Origin of the sequence: Streptomyces sp. AC602_WCS936 (assembly GCF_019049125.1) — a bacterium.
In the GTDB taxonomy this organism is placed as follows: domain Bacteria; phylum Actinomycetota; class Actinomycetes; order Streptomycetales; family Streptomycetaceae; genus Streptomyces.
On record NZ_JAGMUF010000040.1, the window covers coordinates 1 to 19,491 of the forward strand.

The 19,491-nt window shown below is 72.3% G+C and carries 15 protein-coding genes; 12 read left to right on the forward strand and 3 right to left on the reverse strand.

Features of this window, described 5'->3' with window-relative positions:
* The 5 genes from glgA to KUM03_RS15285 form a co-directional block, all read left to right on the forward strand.
* Nucleotides 1-1,087 (forward strand): glycogen synthase (gene glgA / locus KUM03_RS15265; protein WP_217248852.1); only part of this gene is annotated, 1,087 nt, incomplete at its 5' end.
* Nucleotides 1,088-1,136: 49 nt separating this feature from the next.
* Nucleotides 1,137-2,357 carry a glucose-1-phosphate adenylyltransferase gene (gene glgC, locus KUM03_RS15270; protein ID WP_217248853.1) on the forward strand — a complete coding sequence of 407 codons (1,221 nt, stop codon included), beginning with the start codon at nucleotides 1,137-1,139 and terminating at the stop codon, nucleotides 2,355-2,357.
* 181 nt (nucleotides 2,358-2,538) lie between these two features.
* Nucleotides 2,539-5,151 (forward strand): PA14 domain-containing protein, encoded by a 2,613-nt coding sequence (locus KUM03_RS15275; RefSeq protein WP_217248856.1) that lies wholly within the window; start codon nucleotides 2,539-2,541, stop codon nucleotides 5,149-5,151.
* Between the two features lie 261 nt (nucleotides 5,152-5,412).
* Nucleotides 5,413-6,753 carry a wax ester/triacylglycerol synthase family O-acyltransferase gene (locus KUM03_RS15280; protein WP_217248857.1) on the forward strand — a complete coding sequence of 447 codons (1,341 nt, stop codon included), beginning with the start codon at nucleotides 5,413-5,415 and terminating at the stop codon, nucleotides 6,751-6,753.
* Between the two features lie 103 nt (nucleotides 6,754-6,856).
* A complete protein-coding gene (locus KUM03_RS15285; RefSeq protein WP_217248858.1) occupies nucleotides 6,857-8,359 on the forward strand; it encodes an SDR family NAD(P)-dependent oxidoreductase in 1,503 nt (500 codons plus the stop codon).
* A gap of 229 nt (nucleotides 8,360-8,588) precedes the next feature.
* On the opposite strand, the gene KUM03_RS15290 is transcribed toward KUM03_RS15285, so the two are convergent.
* Entirely contained in the window at nucleotides 8,589-9,032 is a 444-nt protein-coding gene (locus KUM03_RS15290) for a hypothetical protein (RefSeq protein WP_217248859.1), read from the reverse strand.
* Between the two features lie 487 nt (nucleotides 9,033-9,519).
* Between KUM03_RS15290 and KUM03_RS15295 the strand changes: the two genes are divergently transcribed.
* Together KUM03_RS15295 and KUM03_RS15300 are read left to right on the forward strand one after the other, a co-directional pair.
* Nucleotides 9,520-9,696 (forward strand): hypothetical protein, encoded by a 177-nt coding sequence (locus tag KUM03_RS15295; RefSeq protein ID WP_217248860.1) that lies wholly within the window; start codon nucleotides 9,520-9,522, stop codon nucleotides 9,694-9,696.
* A 44-nt stretch (nucleotides 9,697-9,740) separates the two neighbouring features.
* Nucleotides 9,741-10,223 carry a GNAT family N-acetyltransferase gene (locus tag KUM03_RS15300; RefSeq protein WP_217248865.1) on the forward strand — a complete coding sequence of 161 codons (483 nt, stop codon included), beginning with the start codon at nucleotides 9,741-9,743 and terminating at the stop codon, nucleotides 10,221-10,223.
* 8 nt (nucleotides 10,224-10,231) lie between these two features.
* On the opposite strand, the gene KUM03_RS15305 is transcribed toward KUM03_RS15300, so the two are convergent.
* The gene (locus KUM03_RS15305) at nucleotides 10,232-11,575 is read right to left on the reverse strand and encodes an amidase (protein ID WP_217248867.1); all 1,344 of its coding nucleotides are present in this window, start codon (nucleotides 11,573-11,575) and stop codon (nucleotides 10,232-10,234) included.
* 107 nt (nucleotides 11,576-11,682) lie between these two features.
* A complete protein-coding gene (locus KUM03_RS15310; protein ID WP_217248868.1) occupies nucleotides 11,683-12,732 on the reverse strand; it encodes a LacI family DNA-binding transcriptional regulator in 1,050 nt (349 codons plus the stop codon).
* 217 nt (nucleotides 12,733-12,949) lie between these two features.
* Between KUM03_RS15310 and KUM03_RS15315 the strand changes: the two genes are divergently transcribed.
* The 5 genes from KUM03_RS15315 to KUM03_RS15335 are packed head-to-tail and all read left to right on the forward strand — an operon-like array spanning nucleotide 12,950 to nucleotide 19,482.
* The gene (locus tag KUM03_RS15315; protein ID WP_217248869.1) at nucleotides 12,950-14,239 is read left to right on the forward strand and encodes an extracellular solute-binding protein; all 1,290 of its coding nucleotides are present in this window, start codon (nucleotides 12,950-12,952) and stop codon (nucleotides 14,237-14,239) included.
* 5 nt (nucleotides 14,240-14,244) lie between these two features.
* Nucleotides 14,245-15,150 (forward strand): carbohydrate ABC transporter permease, encoded by a 906-nt coding sequence (locus KUM03_RS15320; protein WP_217248871.1) that lies wholly within the window; start codon nucleotides 14,245-14,247, stop codon nucleotides 15,148-15,150.
* Nucleotides 15,147-16,067, forward strand: coding sequence for a carbohydrate ABC transporter permease (locus KUM03_RS15325; RefSeq protein ID WP_374225315.1), 921 nt, complete (start codon nucleotides 15,147-15,149; stop codon nucleotides 16,065-16,067). Before KUM03_RS15320 ends, KUM03_RS15325 begins: the two co-directional genes overlap by 4 nt.
* 41 nt (nucleotides 16,068-16,108) lie before the next feature.
* Nucleotides 16,109-17,404, forward strand: coding sequence for a glycosyl hydrolase (locus KUM03_RS15330; RefSeq protein WP_217248873.1), 1,296 nt, complete (start codon nucleotides 16,109-16,111; stop codon nucleotides 17,402-17,404).
* Entirely contained in the window at nucleotides 17,401-19,482 is a 2,082-nt protein-coding gene (locus KUM03_RS15335; RefSeq protein ID WP_217248875.1) for an endo-beta-N-acetylglucosaminidase, read from the forward strand. The genes KUM03_RS15330 and KUM03_RS15335 overlap by 4 nt, the downstream gene beginning before the upstream one ends.
* Nucleotides 19,483-19,491 lie beyond the last annotated feature (9 nt).

Consider the following 19,491-nt stretch of genomic DNA (forward strand, 5'->3'; position numbering starts at 1 on the left):
ACTCGGCCGCCTGGTCGACCTGGACGTGCACTGCTGGGGAGAGGGCCGCACCGAAAGCGTGCTGCGCCACCGCTCCTGGCCCGCGCTGGACGGCGCCAACGACGCGCTGCGCACCTTCTCCGTGGACCTCGCCATGACCGCCGCCCTCCAGGGCCGCGAGCTGGTCCACTCCCACACCTGGTACGCCAACCTCGGCGGCCACCTCGCCAAGCTGCTGTACGGCGTGCCGCATGTGGTGACCGCGCACTCGCTGGAGCCCCTGCGCCCCTGGAAGGCCGAGCAGCTGGGCGGCGGTTACGCCCTGTCGAGCTGGGCCGAGCGCACCGCGGTCGAGGCCGCCGACGCCGTGATCGCCGTCTCCGGCGCCATGCGCGAGGACGTCCTCGCCTGCTACCCGGCGATCACCGCGGACCGGGTCCACGTCGTGCACAACGGCATCGACACCGCCCTCTACCGGCCCGACCCCGCCACCGACGCCCTCGACCGGATCGGCCTCGACCGCTCCCGCCCGTATGTCCTGTTCGTCGGCCGCATCACCCGCCAGAAGGGCGTGCCCCACCTGCTGCGCGCCGCCCGCGCCATCGACCCGGCCGCGCAGGTCGTGCTGTGCGCCGGCGCCCCGGACACTCCCGAGATCGACCAGGAGTTCCGGGATCTGTTCGCCGTGCTGAGCCGGGCCCGCGAGGGCGTGCACTGGATTCCGCGCATGCTGCCGCGCCCCGACGTGATCCAGTTGCTGACCCACGCCGCCGTCTTCGTCTGCCCGTCCGTCTACGAGCCCCTGGGCATCGTGAACCTGGAGGCGATGGCCTGCGGCACGCCCGTGGTGGCCTCCCGGGTCGGCGGCATCCCCGAGGTCGTGGCGGACGGTGAGACGGGAGTGCTCGTCCCCAGGGAGGACGGCGAGGACGGGGACCGCGACTTCGAGGCGGGTCTCGTCCGGGCCCTGGACTCCGTCCTCGGCGACCCGGAGGCCGCCCGGCGGATGGGCGAGGCGGGCCGGACGCGCGCGGTGGAGGAGTTCGGCTGGGACGCGGTCGCCCGTCGCACCGTCCGGCTCTACGAGGAGATCCTCAAGCAGGCTTAGGCCGCCCCGCCCGGGGCGGCCGGGGTGAACGAGGGTGAGGGGAGCGGCCATGCGTCGTGGAGGTCCTTCGGTGCTCGGGATCGTGCTGGCGGGCGGGGAGGGCAAGCGCCTGATGCCCCTGACCGCGGACCGCGCCAAACCCGCGGTCACCTTCGGCGGCACCTACCGGCTGGTCGACTTCGTGCTGTCCAACCTGGTCAACGGCGACGTCCTGCGGATCTGCGTCCTCACCCAGTACAAGTCGCACTCCCTGGACCGGCACATCACCACCACCTGGCGGATGTCCAGCCTGCTCGGCAACTACGTCACCCCGGTCCCCGCCCAGCAGCGCCTGGGCCCGCGCTGGTACCTGGGCAGCGCCGACGCGATCCTGCAGTCCCTGAACCTGGTCCACGACGAACAGCCCGAGTACGTCGCGGTCTTCGGCGCCGACCACGTGTACCGGATGGACCCGCGCCAGATGCTCGCCCAGCACATCGAGTCCGGCGCGGGCGTGACCGTCGCCGGGATACGGGTCCCGCGCGGCGAGTCCTCGTCCTTCGGTGTGATCACCCCGGGCTCCGACGGCCGGACCGTCGCCGGTTTCCTGGAGAAGCCCGCCGACCCTCCCGGGCTGGCCGACGACCCCGAGTGCGTCTTCGCCTCGATGGGCAACTACGTCTTCACCACCAAGGCCCTCGTCGAGGCCCTGCACCGGGACGCCGAGGACGAGCGCTCCGTGCACGACATGGGCGGCTCGATCCTGCCGCGGCTCACCGACCGGGGAGAGGCCGCGCTGTACGACTTCAGTGACAACCACGTGCCGGGGGAGACCACAAGGGACCAGGGCTACTGGCGGGACGTCGGCACCCTCGCCGCCTACTACGACGCCCACATGGACCTGATCGCCGAGCGGCCCGCCTTCAACCTCTACAACCGCGACTGGCCGATCTACACGCACTCCGCTCAGCTCTCCCCGGCCCGCTTCAACGCGGGCGGCATCGCCAGTGAGTCGATCATCAGTGCCGGCTGCCTGGTGCGGGGACAGGTCACCCGGTCCGTGCTGTCGCCGGGTGTGGTGGTCGACCCCGGAGCCGTCGTGCAGGGATCGGTGCTGCACGACAACGTGCACATCGGGCGGGGCGCGGTGGTGCGCGGGGCGGTGCTGGACAAGAACGTGGACGTGCCGCCGGGCGCGACGATCGGCGTCAACCCGGAACGGGACGCCGAGCTGTACACCGTCTCCAAGGGCGGCGTGATCGCGCTGGGGAAGGGACAGCGGGTGCCGTGACGGACGGACGGTGGCCCCTGGACCTCGTGTGACGCGCGTTGAGTCCCGGGGTCGTTGTCATGTCCCTGGACGGCCAGGGGGAATCCGTGCTGTCATGCCTCTGCACCTCTGTGTTACATCGATGTATGACATCGATGTCCTGAGCCATCAGAGCCACCACCCGTTCTCGAGGAGAGGGTCCGTGCGCACCAAACGACTCAGAGACCGACTGGCGTTACTGCTCGCCGCCGCACTCGGCGTCGGCTCACTCGCCGCCGTGCCGAACGCGAGCGCGGCCGCCGACGACGCCGCCGAGATCCACGGCCTGAAGGGCGAGTACTACACCCAGTCCGCCCCCGGCGCCTTCGACTTCCACGAACTCAAGGCGACCGGTTTCGACCCGCGGCTCGACTTCGACACCCTGGAGCCGCGCCTGAGCTTCGCCACCGGGCAGTCGGACGACGTCAGCGTCCGCTGGACCGGCAAGCTGGTGCCGGAGACGACCGGCGCCCACACCTTCTCGATCATCGGCGACAACGGCTTCCGCCTCTGGATCGACGGACGCCTCGCCATCGACCACTGGGTCGACGACTGGGACCGCGAACAGTTCGCCGAACCCGTCGAGCTGACGGCGGGCCAGTCCTACGACATCAAGCTGGAGTACTTCGAGCACTACGGCGGCTCCAACCTCCACCTGCGCTGGACCGAACCCGGCGGCGACAAGGAACCCGTCCCGCAGTCCGCGTTCCGCCTGCCCGACGGCTTCGACTACGACGGCGCCACCGCGACGACCGTCCTCGGCACCGGCCGGACCCTCAAGCTCGACTTCCCCCGCCCGCTCGCGGCAGCGCCCGCCGGTCTCACCGACCACCTCGAAGCGGTGATCGGCGGCGCCCGGTGGCCGCTCGGCGAGGCGAAGGTCGACCCCGCCGACCCGACCGCCCTCCTCGTCGGCCTCGACCAGCCGGTCGTCGGCAACAAGGACGGTGACGCACCCGGCACGGCCGACGTCCGCTACGACGGCGAGGGCGGCCTCTCCGACGCCGAGGGCAACGTTGTCAGCGCCTTCTGGAGCAGCGGCGGCAACGAGTCCACCTACGAGCTGAGCACCGAGTGGGCCGACGAGGTGGGCCCGGACAACGCCCTCCCGGAGTACCCGCGCCCGCAGCTGTCCCGCGACGACTGGCAAAACCTCAACGGCCGCTGGCAGTTCGCCGCCGCCGAGGCCGGCGAGCAGCCCCCGGTCGGCAAGGACCTGAAGGAGCGCATCCTCGTCCCGTACCCGGTGGAGTCCCAGCTCTCCGGCATCCAGCGGCACGAGGACCGCATGTGGTACCGCCGCACCTTCACCGTGCCCCGCGACTGGCACATCGGCCACGGCCAGCGCCTCAGGCTCAACTTCGGCGCCGTCGACTGGCAGTCCGAGGTGTACGTCAACGGCGTCAAGGTCGCCGGCCACAAGGGCGGTTACGACAAGTTCAGCGCAGACGTCACCGACGCGCTGAAGCCCGGCCGCACCCAGGAGCTGATCGTCGGCGTCTACGACCCGACCGACGCGCGGGGCGGCGAGAATCCGCCGGTCGGCAAGCAGAGCCTGGACCCGAGCGGCATCTGGTACACGCCCAGCTCCGGCATCTGGCAGACGGTGTGGATGGAGCCGGTCGCCCGGAACCACGTCGACTCCCTGAAGCTGACGCCGGACGTCGACGCCGGCACGCTGACCGTCGAGCCGAAGGGCGTGCGGGACGGCGTACGGGTCAGGGCGACGGCGTACGCCGGACACCGCAAGGTCGCCACGGCGAGCGGACGCACCGGTGAGCCGCTGACCCTGAGGATCCACGACCCGCGCCTGTGGTCGCCCGACGACCCCTTCCTGTACGACTTGAAGGTCACCGTCGGCCGCGACCGCGTCGAGAGCTACTTCGGGATGCGTTCCATCGCCGTCGAGAAGGTGAACGGCGTTCCGCGCACGGTCCTCAACGGCGAACCGGTCTTCCTGATGGCCACCCTCGACCAGGGCTTCTGGCCGGACGGCCTGCACACCGCGCCCACCGACGAGGCACTCGCACACGACTTGAAGCTGCACAAGCAGCTCGGCTTCAACTCCGTGCGCAAACACATCAAGGTCGAGCCGGACCGCTGGTTCTACTGGGCCGACAAGCTGGGCCTGCTGGTGTGGCAGGACATGCCCTCCATGACTCCGGGGGTGAACCCGGGCGCCGCCTCCCGGGCCGAGTTCGAGCGTGAGATGAAGGAGATGATCGACGAGCACGTCAGTCACCCGTCGATCATCATGTGGGTCACCTTCAACGAGGGCTGGGGCCAGTACGACATCAAGCGCGTCGCCGAGCAGGCCAAGGCCTGGGACCCGACCCGCCTGGTCAACAACCAGTCCGGCCTGAACCTCGGGGCGGACGGCGGCGCCGGCGACATCATGGACGAGCACGGCTACCCGAGCCCCGCCCTGCCGCCCTCCCCGGACGGTGAACGCGCCCTGGTCACCGGCGAGTACGGCGGCCTCGGGCTCGCGGTGCCCGGACACGCCTGGTCGGTGCAGCAGTCGTACGTCGACGTCGATCCCGAGACGTACACCGACGACTACCTCACCAAGCTCGACGAGGTCCGGGCGCTGGTCTGCCGGGGCAGCAACGGCGCCGTCTACACCCAGATCTCCGACGTCGAGGGCGAGCTGAACGGCCTGACCACCTATGACCGCAAGGTTCTCAAGCCGGACGTCGAGCGGGTGAAGGCCGCCCACGAGGCCCTGATCCACGACGCGTCCCAGCCCACCCCCGCGGGGTGCCCGACCGCCTGAGCGGCGAGCGGAACCCGGCCGTGGACCGGCGCGCTCGGTCCACGGTCGGCCCGCAGCCGTCCGGGTGGGGAAGTTCGCGACGGGCGGCGCCACCCGCACCCGCATGAGCACAGCCGCCCCATGTGTCACCGCAGTCCCGCCCCTCACACCGGGGCGGGACTTTAATCTGCTGTTAACTGTGCGTAGCTTGATCGTACTTGACCGTAATCGGCGAAGGGCGATTGACTGCTTGTCCACCCGACGTCCTTGCGAGGCACGCCCTTGACTTCCGATCCGCTCGCTCCCCTCGACCTGGCGTTCTGGAACATCGAGTCCGCCGAGCACCCCATGCACCTCGGCGCGCTCGGGGTCTTCACGGCGCACTCGCCCACCGCGGGCGCCCACGCCGCGGACCTGCTCGCGGCCCGCGCCCCCGCGGTGCCCGGGCTGCGGATGCGGATCCGGGACACCTGGCAGCCGCCGCTCGCGCTGCGCCGCCCGTTCGCCTTCGGCGGTGCCACCCGCGAGCCCGACCCCCACTTCGACCCGCTCGACCACGTCCGGCTGCACGCCCCGACGACGGACTTCCACGCCCGCGCGGGCCGTCTCATGGAACGCCCGCTGGAACGCGGCCGGCCGCCGTGGGAGGCGCACGTGCTGCCGGGCGCGGACGGGGACCGCTTCGCCGTGCTGTTCAAGTTCCACCACGCCCTGGCCGACGGCCTGCGCGCCCTCACCCTCGCCGCCGGCGTCCTCGACCCGATGGACCTGCCCGCCCCCCGGTCCCGTCCCGAGGCGCCGCCGCGCGGCCTCCTGCCGGACGTGCGCGCCCTGCCCGAGCGGCTGCGCGGCGCCCTGTCCGACGCGGGCCGCGCCCTCGACATCGGCGCCGCCGCGGCCCTGTCCACCCTCGACGTGCGCTCCTCGCCCGCGCTCACCGCCTCCTCCTCCGGCACCCGCCGCACCGCGGGCGTCGCCGTGGACCTCGACGACGTGCACCACGTGCGCAAGACCACCGGCGGCACCGTCAACGACGTACTGATCGCGGTGGTCGCCGGCGCCCTGCGCCGCTGGCTGGACGAGCGCGGCGACGGCAGCGAGGGCGTCGCGCCCCGCGCCCTGATCCCCGTCTCCAAACGCCGCCCGCGCACCGCCCACCCACAGGGCAACCGGCTCTCCGGCTACCTGATACGGCTTCCGGTCGGCGACCCCGACCCCCTCTCCCGCCTCGGCACGGTCCGCGCGGCCATGGACCGCAACAAGGACGCCGGGCCCGGCCGGGGCGCCGGTGCCGTCGCCCTGCTCGCCGACCACGTCCCGGCGCTCGGCCACCGGCTCGGCGGGCCGCTGGTCTCGGGGGCCGCGCGGCTCTGGTTCGACATCCTGGTCACCAGCGTGCCCCTGCCCAGTCTCGGCCTGCGCCTGGGCGGCCACCCGCTCACCGAGGTCTACCCGCTGGCGCCGCTGGCCCGTGGCCACGCCCTCGCCGTGGCCGTCTCGACGTACCGGGGACAGGTCCACTACGGCCTGGTCGCCGACGCGAAGGCCGTGCCGGACCTCGACCGGTTCGCCCGGGCGCTGACCGAGGAGGTGGAGACGTTGCTCACGGCCTGCCGTCCCTGACCCCGACGGGTTTGGATCCGGGCCCGGCGCTGAATAAAATCCGCTGTTCGACAGCGGTCGCCTCCCGGAGCGCCGCGACGGTGATCAGGGAACGGCGACGGCGATGACGGTGACACAGGACGGTTCGGCGACCACGGACGAGGTGGCGGCGTCCGCGTACGGCCCCGGCATCGACCCCGAACGGCTCGCGGTCTGCCTCGACGTACTGAAGGAACTCGACGAGCTGGACGTCGACCACCCCGACGCGATCACGGTCCGCCGGGCCACCTCGCACATCTACCGCATGGTCAAGCAGCGCCGCCGCCAGGAGCGCCGGGCCGCCAAGACCGCCAACGACAAGGCGGTCACCGAGGCCACCGCCACCGGCTCCGCCCAGCGCATCGACGACGAGACCGAGGGCATCCTGCCCTCCTCCCGGACGGAGGAGGGCACGATCGCGGGGATACTCCAGCGCCCCCGCTCCTGCTACGTCTGCAAGCAGCGCTACGTCGAGGTCGACTACTTCTACCACCAGCTCTGCCAGGACTGCGCCGCCGAGAACCGGTCCCGCCGCGACGCCCGCGCCGACCTCACCGGCAAGCGCGCGCTGCTCACCGGCGGCCGGGCCAAGATCGGCATGTACATCGCGCTGCGGCTGCTGCGCGACGGCGCGCACACCACCGTCACGACCCGCTTCCCCAAGGACGCCATCCGCCGCTTCAAGGCCATGGACGACTCCGCGGAGTGGATCCACCGCCTGGAGGTCGTCGGCATCGACCTGCGCGACCCGGCCCAGGCCGTGGCCCTGGCCGACCAGGTGACCGAGCAGGGCCCGCTGGACATCCTGATCAACAACGCCACCCAGACCGTACGGCGGCTGCCCTCCGCCTACGCCGCGCTCGTCGACGGCGAGGGCGCCCCGCTGCCGGCCGGCGAACTGCCCGCCCACCACGTCATCGGCGCCTTCAACTCCGGCGCGGTGGACGGCCTGGCCGCGCTGCCCGTCGGCACCTCGGGCCTGGACGCGCAGAAGGTGGCCGACCTCGCCCTGGTCGCCGGCAACGCCAGTGTGGTCCGGCACCGCGAGGGCACCGCGATCGACGCGGGCGGCCTCGTTCCCGACGTCGTCGACACCAACACCTGGGTGCAGACCATCGAGCAGATCTCCCCGGTCGAGCTGCTCGAGACCCAGCTGTGCAACTACACCTCGCCCTTCATCCTCATCAGCAAGCTGCGCCCGGCGATGGCCGAGGCCGCGCGCCGGGCCGCCTCGGGACGCGCCTACGTCGTCAACGTCTCGGCGATGGAGGGCGTGTTCGCCCGCGGCTACAAGGGCGCCGGCCACCCGAACACCAACGCCGCCAAGGCCGCGATGAACATGGTGACGCGGACCAGCGCCCAGGAGATGTTCGACACCGACCGCATCCTGATGACCTCGGTCGACACCGGCTGGATCACCGACGAGCGACCCCACTACGACAAGCTGCGGCTGGCCGACGAGGGCTTCCACGCCCCGCTCGACCTGGTCGACGGCGCCGCCCGCGTCTACGACCCGGTCGTGCGCGGCGAGGCGGGCGAGGACCTGTACGGGGTTTTCCTGAAGGACTACGCGCCCGGCAAGTGGTGAGCGCGGCGGCGGGCGGGCGGCCGAGGTGACGGGCGGGCGGCGTCAATTGCCTGGCCCGTTCGCCCCGGCCGCGGCTACCGTGGGGCGAGCGCCGGTGTGCCCGGTGCGCCGGTCACGCGTACTTCGTGGTTCGATCCCTCACAGGCCCACTCGGGGGCCTGCGCCCGTCGGGGGCACCGCGCGGCCTCCTGGATCTCGGGCACACCGCGCGCCCGGCTCCGTGCGCGTCTCAGTCGACGGCCCTCAGCCGCGAGTTCCGCGCCGCCGTCAGCTCCAGCACCGTGCGCCAGTCCTCCAGGACCCCGGCGTCGAACACCGCCGTGCGGGCCTCGTCGTCCGCCTGGCGCAGACTGACCACGTCGTCGTCGTGGCCCCAGGCCTCCGGATGGGCACGACGGCGCAGCAGACGGGCGACGCGGGCGCCGAGCAGGGGGCGGACCACCTCGGCGGTCCGTCCGGCCGGGCTGCCGGGCCACAGCAGCCGGCCCACGGGTGAGACCAGACCGGCCACCTGGAGTTCCTTGTCGGCGGGGCGGCGTCGACGCAGCAGTGCGGCGGTGCGCAGCGCGTGCCCGTACGGGTCCACCGGCCCGCTGCCGTACCCCGCGACGGGCCGTTCGCCCCGGCAGGCGTACAGCAGGTCCATCAGCTCCTCGACGCTGCGCAGTTCCATGCCTCGGTCCTCCCACGAGACAGCCGTTGCCGACCGGCAGCAGACCATGGCGAGCTTGCGCCGCAGCCAACGGCAACTGAACTGCGCGACCCACCGCCGTCGGCATTCGAAGGTGTGGTCGCCGACGTGGGCCGAACGGGTGAGTTACCTGCGGTGCACAAGAGGGCGAAACGGGGCAGAGTCGGGCCAACTGTCCGGAGAATGAAGGGCAATGGTTCCCCCATGTTTTGAGCCCCATAGAGCGCACCCCCGCTCATTTGGTTAATCTGGAGCGGACGGGCGGCAGTACAGGGTCCTACTCACACCCGAGGCCCACACCCAAGGTCCGTCACGGGACGAGCCCGTTCACAGCGGCCCGCTCTCGCACGAGTTACCGGCGCCACCGCGTCCGAACTGCATTCGACCCACACCCGAGCGGACGCCGAGGTGCCGGACGGCAGACTGGCCGACAGGCCCCGAGGGTGACCCGACACATAAGGAGTGCGCGGTGACACCGGAGACGACGACGAGTCCAGAGCAACGCCCCGAGGAACGCGCCGAGCGCGCGGGCCGCCGGCCCGGCGAGATCGGCAGCCTCGACGTGTGGGCGAGGTCCGCCCCCATCCGCCTCGCGGGCTACGAGGAGGACCTCGCCGAGCCGCACATCCTGCCCAGCGTGGACTGACCCGCGGGGCCCGCCCCGAGCATGGGCGTGCGAGACTCACGCCCATGCTGATCAGGGAAGCGTCGGCCGGCGACTGGCCGCACATCTGGCCCTTCTGGCACCGCATCGTCGCCGCCGGCGAGACCTACGCCTGGGACCCGGACACCTCCGAGGAGGACGCCCGGGCTTTGTGGATGAACCCCGCCAAACGCGTCTACGTCACCGAGGACGACACCGGCACCGTCGTCGCCTCCGCCTACGTCACCCCCAACTACGGCGGCCCCGCCGCCCGCATCGCCAACGCCGGCTTCATGGTCGACCCCGACCGGGCCGGCCGCGGCACCGGACGCGCCCTCGCCGAGCACATCCTGACCGCCGCCGAGGCCGACGGATACCGGGGCATGGTCTTCAACGCCGTCGTCGAGACCAACCCCGCCGTCCGCCTCTGGACGTCCCTCGGCTTCACGGTCCTCGGCACCGTGCCGGACGCCTTCGAGCACCCCCGGCACGGACGGGTGGGCCTGCACATCATGTACCGGGCGCTGTAGAACGCCGGTCAGCCCACGGGCGCCGTCCGCCGCCAGGGACGCAGCGCCTCGATCCGCTCCGCCAGCTCCAGCAGCGCCGCCTCCGACCCCGGGCGCCCCACCAGTTGCACGGCCGCGGGGGCGCCCGAGGGCAGGGCGCCGACCGGCACCGCCATCGCGGGCCAGCCGGTCAGGTTCCACGGCGGAGTGAAGGGCGAGTACGCGGAGCCGGCCGCGATGTTGCGCAGCCAGCCGCGCTCGTGCCAGGGGGCGGCCCTGGGGGAGCGGCGGGCCAGCGCAGGGGTGAGCAGGACGTCGTGCTCGGCGAAGAACGGCTCCAGACGGGCGCGCAGTGCCTGCCGGGCGGCACCGGAGGCGGCGGTACGCACGAAGGGCCGCCCCAGGGCCGCGTGGACGCGCGTGCGCCGGGCCAGCAGCCGCCGGTCCAGGTCCCGCGCGTCCACGGATGTACCGGCGGTCCAGTGGGTCAGGGCGGTCATGCCCAGCGACGCCGGATAGGGCGGGTCCGCCCGCCGCACCTGGTGCCCCGTCCGCATCAGCACCCCGGCCGCCTCCCGGACGGCGTCGGCGTACGGGCGGGAGACGGTGACCCCGGCGAGCGGGCTGCGCAGGGACGCGGCGACGCGGAGGGCGCCGGCGTCCTCACGGGGCGGCAGGGGCGTGTCCGCGAGGACCGCGAGCAGCACCCGCGCGTCCTCGACCGTCGTGGCCAGCGGCCCGTTCTCGGACATGCCGAACCAGGCGCCGTCGCCGATCCCGGCCGGTACCACGCCGAGCCCCGGCTTGATGGAGACCAGGCCGCAGGTGGCCGCCGGTATGCGCAGCGAGCCCATGCCGTCGTTGCCGAGCGCGACCGGCACCATCCCGGCGGCCACCGCCGCCGCGCTGCCGCCCGAGGAACCGCCCGCCGAGCGGGCCGGGTCCCACGGATTGCGGGCGGTGCCGTGCACGCCCTCGGTGGTGCCGAACACGCACAGTTCGGGCACGTTGGTCAGCCCCACTACCACCGCGCCCGCCGCCCGCAGCCGGGCCACGGTGACGTGGTCGGCCCCGGCCGGCGTGTCCGGCGTCGCGGCCGAGCCGACCCGGACGGACTCGCCCCGCACGGTGAGGTTGTCCTTGACCGCCACCGGCACGCCGGCCAGCGGGAGTTCGCTCAGATCGCCCCGGGCGCCGACCTCGTCGGCCTCGGCGAGCGCGGCCTCGGCGCGCACCGCGCGGAAGGCGCCGACGCGGCCGTCGAGCCGCTCGATCCGGGCCAGATGCTCCGCCACCACCTCACGGGGCGTGGCCCGCTTCTCGCGTACGGCGGCGGCGATCTCGGCGGCGGTCCGGCCGGCCCAGTCGGTCACAGGGGGCTCCTCGGGGTGCGGTGGGACGGTATTACTGGCGAGTACGCAGGAGGCACTCTGCCCGCCCGGACAGCCCCGCGTCGAGAGTGCGGGAGCCGCGGTCCCGTTCAGATCCGCCGGACCGCCGGCCCCGTACTGTCCCGCTCGATCAGCCGAGGCACCGGAACCCGGACCGTCCGGGCCGGGCCGCCGTCCAGGAGGGCGGTCAGTTCCGTCGCCGCCGTACGGCCGAACTCCACGCTGTCCCGGGACAGCGCGGACAGCCACGGTTTGACCATCCGGCACAGCGCCGAGTCCTCCCAGGCCACCACCGACACGTCCGCCGGCACCGAGAAGCCGAGTTCCGCCGCCGCGGCGACCCCGGCGACGGCCATCACGTCGTTGTCGTAGACCAGGGCGGTCGGGGGAGCGACGGTCTCCAGGACACGGCGGGTGACGGCGGCGCCCTCCGCGTCGGAGTAGTCGGTGGTCACCGACTGCACCTCGGTGAGGCCCCGCCGCTCCGCCTCGGCGCGCAGGGCCCGGATCCGGCGCTCGGTGTGCGCGAGCCCCGGCAGCCCGGCGATGTGCGCGATCCGCCGGTGGCCGAGCGCGAAGAGCCCGTCCACCAGCGCGGCCATCGCGCCCGCGTCGTCCGCCCACACCGTCGACAGCCCGGGGTGGCGCTCGTCCGGGGCGCCGCCGATCACCACGGCCGGCAGCCCGAGTTCGTCGAGCAGGTCCGGACGCGGGTCGTCCGTGCGCGGGTCGACCACCAGGACGCCGTCCACGCGATGCTCGGCCCACCAGCGCCGGTAGACCCCGCACTCCTCGTCGACGTCCTCGGCCACCTGGAACAGCAGCCCCAGATGGCGCCGCGCCAGCACCTCCTGGATGCCGGAGACCAGTTGCAGGAAGAACGAGTCCACGCCGAGCGTGTGCGCGGGGCGGGCCAGCACGAAGCCGACCGTCGCCGCGCCCTCGCCGGACAGCGCGCGGGCCGCCGTACTGGGCCGCCAGCCCAGCTGCTCGGCGACCCGGCGCACCCGGTCACGGGTGATCTCGGAGACCCCCGGCCGGTCGTTCAGCGCGAAGGAGACCGCGCTTTCGGAGACCCCGGCCCGCCGTGCGATGTCCTTCATCGTCGGCCGGCGCGCGGCGGGCCGTCTGGCCGGCATGCGCGTTCCTTTCTCCAATGCGTAAGCTAAAGCGCTTGAGTGGAAAGATCCTAAAGCGCATTAGCGGACCTGGCAAGTGGCTGCCTGAACCAGCTCTGACCTGGACTGATGTCGTACTCGCCGCATTAGTTTCCGTGAATCCATTGACTTTTTCCGAACGCGGCGTGCATGGTCATCGGCATCCCACCTCCGACGTCCTCCAGGGAGACGTGTCACCGTGCCCACATCGCGCAGAAGCCTCGCTGTCGCAGCCGTAGCCGCCCTCGTCCTGCCGCTCAGCGCCTGCGGGTCGGGCGGGGACGGCGGTTCGTCCGACGCCTCCGGCAAGGTCGAGGGCGACATCACCTTCCAGACCTGGAACCTGCGGGCCAACTTCAAGGACTACTTCGAGGGCCTGATCGCCGACTTCGAGAAGAAGTACCCCGGCACCGACGTCAAGTGGGTCGACCAGCCCGCTGAGGGCTACGCCGACAAGATCAGCGCCGACGCCGCCGGCGGCACCCTGGCCGACGTCGTCAACGTCTCACCGGACCTCGCCGCCCCGCTCGCCCAGGCCGGACTCGCCCTCGATCTGGACAAGGCCGCGGGGCAGTACAAGAAGGACTATCTGGAGGCCGCCTGGGCCAGCCAGCAGATACCGGGCATGGAGGGGACCTACGCGTTCCCCTGGTACCTCAACACCGGCCCGCTGTTCTACAACAAGTCCCTGTTCGAGAAGGCCGGTCTCGACCCCGAGAAGCCCCCGACGACCTACGACGAACTCTTCGACACCGCGCTGGAGCTCGCCCGGAAGACCGACGGCGAGGTGGCCACGCTCGCCAACGTGCCCACCATCGAGGACTTCGGCCGCTACGGCGTCCCGCTCATGAACGAGGAGGGCACGGCCTTCGCCTTCAACGACGCCAAGGGCGTCGAACTCCTCACCCGCTACAAGGAGCTGTACGACGCCGGAGGCCTGGACTCGCAGGCGCTCACGGCCACCCCCGAGTCGTCCGGCAAGAAGTTCCTGACCGGCGCCGTCGCCATGAACCCCGGCAGCGCGCTCGACCTCGCCAACTTCAAGAAGCAGGCCCCGAGCCTGTACGAGAACATCGGCATCACCGACCAGATCACCAGCACCGGCCACGTCAACATGTACGTCATGGGGCTGCTGGTGAACTCCCAGAGCGACCGCAAGCCCGCCGCGGTCGCCTTCGCCCGCTTCGTCACCGACGCCGCCCACCAGATGTCGTTCGCGAAGCAGGTCGCCGTCTTCCCCAGCAGCGCCGGTTCGCTGGACGACCCGTACTTCACCAAGGAGGACGGGACCGACGAGACCCGGGTCCGGGTGGCCGCCGCCAAGTCGCTGAAGACCGCCGTCAACTACACGCCCGTGCTGTTCAGCGAGCAGATGAAGACCGAGCTGCGCAACGAGGTCGCCAAGGCGCTCCAGGGCAAGCAGAGCCCGAAGGAAGCTCTTGACAACGCTGTCAAGGCCTGTGACCGGCTCCTGAAGCAGCAGGGCTGACCGTCATGGCGAGTTCCACAGTCTCCTCCGGCCCGCGCCGGGTCCGGCGCCAACTGCCCACCAGTCCCTGGCTTTTCGCGGCACCCGGACTGCTGATCGCCGGCGCGTTCATCCTCTACCCGTTCGTCTCGACGCTGGTCAACTCCTTCACCGACCGCCGGACCCTGGTCCCGGGCGAGTTCGTGGGCCTGGCCAACTTCCGCGAGCTGCTCCACGACGACATGTTCTGGATCGGCCTGCGCAACAGCACCCTGTACGTCCTCGGCGTCGTGCCCGCCCTCGTCCTGCTGCCGCTGCTGCTCGCGCTGCTGGTGCAGAAGAGCATCCCCGGCATCACCTTCTTCCGGTCCGCCTTCTACACTCCGGTCGTCGCCTCGATCGTCGTCGTCGGGCTGATCTGGGTGTGGATGCTGGACGAACGCGGCCTCGTCAACTCGGTGCTGGAGACCATCGGCGTCGGCCGGATCGGCTTCCTCAGCGACCAGTGGCTGATCCTGCTCAGCGCCATGGCCGTCACGGTCTGGAAGGGCCTCGGCTACTACATGATCATCTACTTGGCCGCGCTGGCCAACGTGCCCCGCGAACTGCACGAGGCGGCCGCCGTGGACGGCGCGGGCCCGGTCCGCCGCTTCCTCACCGTCACCATGCCCGCCGTGCGCTCCACCATGGTCCTGGTCGCGGCCCTCGCCTCGGTCGCCGCCTTCAAGGTGTTCTCCGAGGTGTACCTGATGGCGGGCCCGGACGGCGGCCCGGCGGGCGAGGACACCACCCTCGTCATGCTCGTGCAGCGCACCGGCACCGGCCTGACCGGCCGCGTCGGCTACGCCTCGGCCATCTCCGTCGTCGTCTTCGCCGTCACCGTCGTCCTGATGCTGCTCGTGCTGCGCGCCGACCGGAAGGAGGAGTCGTGAGCGTCACGGAGAAGGTCCGGCCCGCCGCGGAGCAGCCGGCTCCGTCCCCGGCCCGCACCCGGGAACCCCGGATCACCGACGAGAACGGCCGACGGGTACGCGTCTGGGAACTCGTCCTGCGCTACCTGCTCCTGCTCGGCGTACTCGCCCTGACCATCGGCCCGTTCCTGTGGCAGCTGTCGACCTCCCTGAAGGGCCCGACGGAGGACATCTTCAGCTCCCCGCCGAAGTTCCTGCCCTCCGACCCCACCCTGCACAACTACCAGCGGGTCGCCGAGACCATCCCCGTCTGGGACTACGCGCTGAACTCGCTGAAGGTCGCCCTCGCCAACGTCGTGACCAACTGCGTCGGCGCCGCGCTCGCGGGCTACGCCCTGGCCCGGCTGCGCTACCGCGGCCGCCGCGTCGCCACCCTGGTCTTCATCCTGACCATGCTCGTCCCGGTGGAGGGCATCATCATCGCCCAGTTCACCACCATGCGGGAGCTCGGCCTCAACAACACCCTGGTCGGCGTCCTGCTGCCCGGCTGCATCAGCGCCCTCAACGTGCTGCTGATGCGCAACGCCTTCCTCAACCTGCCCTACGAGATCGAGGAAGCGGCCTTCGTCGACGGCGCCAACGTCTGGCAGCGGTTCCTCCGCATCGCCCTGCCCGCCGTGAAGGGCACCCTCGCGGTCGTCGCGATCTTCGCCTTCATGGGCGCCTGGGACGACTTCCTGTGGCCGCTGATCGTGCTGAGCGACCCGTCCAACTTCACGCTCACCATCGGCCTCAACTACCTGCACGGCACCTTCGCCAACGACGAACGCCTCGTCGCCGCGGGCACGATCATCGCCGTCGCGCCGCTGATCGTCCTCTTCGCCTGCCTCCAGCGGTACTTCTTCCGCGGGGTCGGCGAGGGCGCGGTCAAGGGCTGATCCACCCACTTCCCCCTCACAAGGACACTGAAGGACACTGCATGCCTGCTCCCGTGCGCTTCGGCGTCAACTACACCCCGAGCGTCGGGTGGTTCCACCACTGGCTCGACTTCGACCTGGACTCCGTACGCGCCGACCTCGACTCCATCGCCGCACTGGACGTGGACCACATCCGCGTCTTCCCGCTGTGGCCCTACTTCCAGCCCAACCGCTCCCTGATCCGTGAGCGGGCGGTCGAGCACCTGGTGGCGCTGGCCGACGCGGCCGGCGAACGCGGCCTCGACGTCAACGTGGACGGCCTCCAGGGCCACCTGAGCAGCTTCGACTACCTGCCGGCCTGGACCCGCACCTGGCACCGACGCAACCTCTTCACCGACCCCGACGTCATCGACGGCCAGGCCACCTACCTGCGCACCCTCGCCGCCGCCCTGGCCGGCCGGTCCAACTTCCTCGGCATGACCCTCGGCAACGAGGTCAACCAGTTCTCCGCCGGGCCCCACCCCGACCCGGACCGGGCGAGCGCCGACCAGATCGACGCCTGGCTGGAGCGAATGCTCGCCGCCTGTGAGGAGGGCGCCCCGGGCCGGATGCACCTGCACGCCGAGTACGACGCGACCTGGTACCAGGACGACCAGCCCTTCACTCCGGCCCAGGCCGCCCGGCGGGGTGCCGTGACGGCCGTGCACTCCTGGGTCTTCAACGGGACCGCCCAGCGCCACGGCCGCACCTCCGTGCCCAGCGAGCACCACGCCGCCTACCTGATCGAGCTGAGCAAGGCCTGGGCCGACGACCCGCACCGCCCGGTCTGGCTCCAGGAGGTCGGCGCCCCCGCACCCCTCGTCCCCGCCGAGCACGCCGCCGCCTTCACCGAGGCGACCATCACCAACGCGCTGGACTGCCCCGGCCTGTGGGGCGTCACCTGGTGGTGCTCGCACGACGTGTCCCGGGCGCTGGCCGACTTCCCCGAGCTGGAGTACGGGCTCGGGCTGCTGACCAACGACCGACGGCCCAAGGACACGGCCCGGGTCCTGGCCCGGGCGGCCCGTTCGGCCCGCACGACAGCCGGGGGCGCTCACCCGGCCCCCGCCCCGCGCACCACCGCGCTGGCCGTCCCGGCCGACCCCGCCGCGCGCTCGGCCTGCGCGCCCGGCGGCACCGTCTTCGACGCCTACTTCCGGCTGGTCGCCGACGGCGCCCGCCCGACCACCGTCCTCGACACGCGCGCCGCGGACACCGAGCACCTCGCGGCGCGGGGCATCACCGAGGTCGTCACCCCCGACCAGGTACTCCCCACTTCGCCCGGCCCCCACGTCCGCCCAGGAGGAACCCGCTCGTGAACCCCACCCGACGCACCGTCCTGCTCGCCGGCGCGGGCACGGCCGCCGCCCTGTGGTCCGGCCGGTCGGCGACCGCCGCGCCCGGAGGCACCGGCCGGGCTGCCGCGCCCCTCCAGCCGTACGCCTCCTACTGGTTCCCGGACTCGCTGCCCAGCGGCACCCCGGGGGACGGCATCACCTGGCGCAGCCTGAAGGAGTGGCGCGCGGCCGACGACCCCGACCTCGCCTTCAACCGGGCCTCCGTACCCCTCGCCGACCGCTTCACCCCGACGCCCGCGAACACCACGGCCCGCGTGGGACAGGCCCGCATCCAGTCCCTGGTCTCCTTCGGCACCACCGCGGGCAACCCCTCCCAGGGCTCCGCCACCGCCGACTACTACGCCCTGACCCACTGGGCGTACGTCGACGAACTCGTCTTCTGGGGCGGCTCCTCGGGCGAGGGACTGATCCTCGCCCCGAACGCGCCGGTCGTCGACGCCGCCCACCGCCACGGCGTGCCCGTCCTCGGCAACGTCTTCCTGCCGCCCGCCGCCTACGGCGGACAACTGCGCTGGACCCGCGACCTGGTGCGGAAGGACGCCGCCGGACGCTTCCCGCTCGCCGAACGGCTGGTCGCCGTCGCCGAGGCGTACGGCTTCGACGGCTGGTTCGTCAACGCGGAGACCGGGGGAGGGGACCCCGCGCTCGGCGCCGACATGCGGGGCTTCCTGCGGGCGCTGAAGTCCCTCGCCACGGCCAAGGGACAACGCGTGACCTGGTACGACTCGATGACCGTGGACGGGGCGGTGAGCTGGCAGGGCGCGCTGAACGACCGGAACCAGGCGTTCTTCGAGGCGGCCGACGACATGTTCGTCGACTTCCGCTGGACGGCCGACCGCCTCGCCGCCTCCCGCGAGCGCGCCGAACGGCTCGGCCGCAGCCGCTACGAGCTGTGGGCCGGCGTGGACGTGGAGGCGAACGGCTGGAACACGTCCGAGAACTGGGACGCGATCGTGCCGCGGGACGCCGCGCACATCACGTCGATCGGCCTGTACCGGCCCGAGTGGACCCGCAACCACCTGCCCGAGGACCGCCGGGCCCCGGGCGACTTCCACGCCGCCGACGACCGGTTCTGGACGGGAGCGTCCCTCGACCCGGCACGACCGGACGGCGGAGACGGCGGAGACAGCGGAGACGGCGCGGACGGATGGCGGGCGCCCGCCGAGTCGGTCGCCGACCGGTCGACGGTGACGTCGCTGCCGTTCGCGAGCGCGTTCAACACCGGGCACGGGCTGCGGTGGTACGAGGAGGGGAGCGTCACCTCGGACACGCCCTGGAACCACCTCGGTCTCCAGGACCGGCTGCCGTCCCGGCGATGGGTGGTCCACACGGAGGGCGAGCGCCCGGCGGTCTCCTTCGACTTCGCAGACGCCTGGCGTGGCGGCAACAGCGTGCTGGTCGAGGGTGAACTCGACCGGCCGGCGGTCCTGGACCTGTACGCGACACGGCTGCCACTGGACGTTGACACGGTTGTCGAGCTGACGCACCGCACGGACGCGGGCGCTGTGAACGTCGAACTCGCCGTCGCCACCGCCGAGGCGCGTGAACCGGGGGAGGCGCCGCCGTACCACTGGCTCCCGGTAACGGCCGCGAGGACTGTGAACCCGGTCAACGGCTGGCAGACGGCCACCGTGCCCCTCACCGGCCTCGCAGGCCCCTGCGACACCGTCCACGCGATCGGCGTACGGCTCACGGCCTCCGACGGCCGCCCGGTGCGCTGGCGGGCCGGCGGTCTCGCCGTCCGCACCGGCGCCGCGACGCCACCCGCCGCCCCCACCGCCGCCCGCGTCACCGCAGCGCACGGCGGCGACCTCCGGTTCGCCTGGAACCACCCCCACGGCGACGGCGTACGGCACTACACCCTCCACCGCGTCCTGCCCGACGGCACCCGCCGCTTCCTCGGCGGCACCTGCCAACGTGCCTGGTTCGCCGGCGGTCTGCGCCCCGAGCAGAGCGAGCGCGCCGCACGATTCGAAGTCCGCGCCGTGGGGGAGCTGTACACCACGTCGGCCCCCGTCACCGTGACCCACCCCTGGTAACCACCCGCC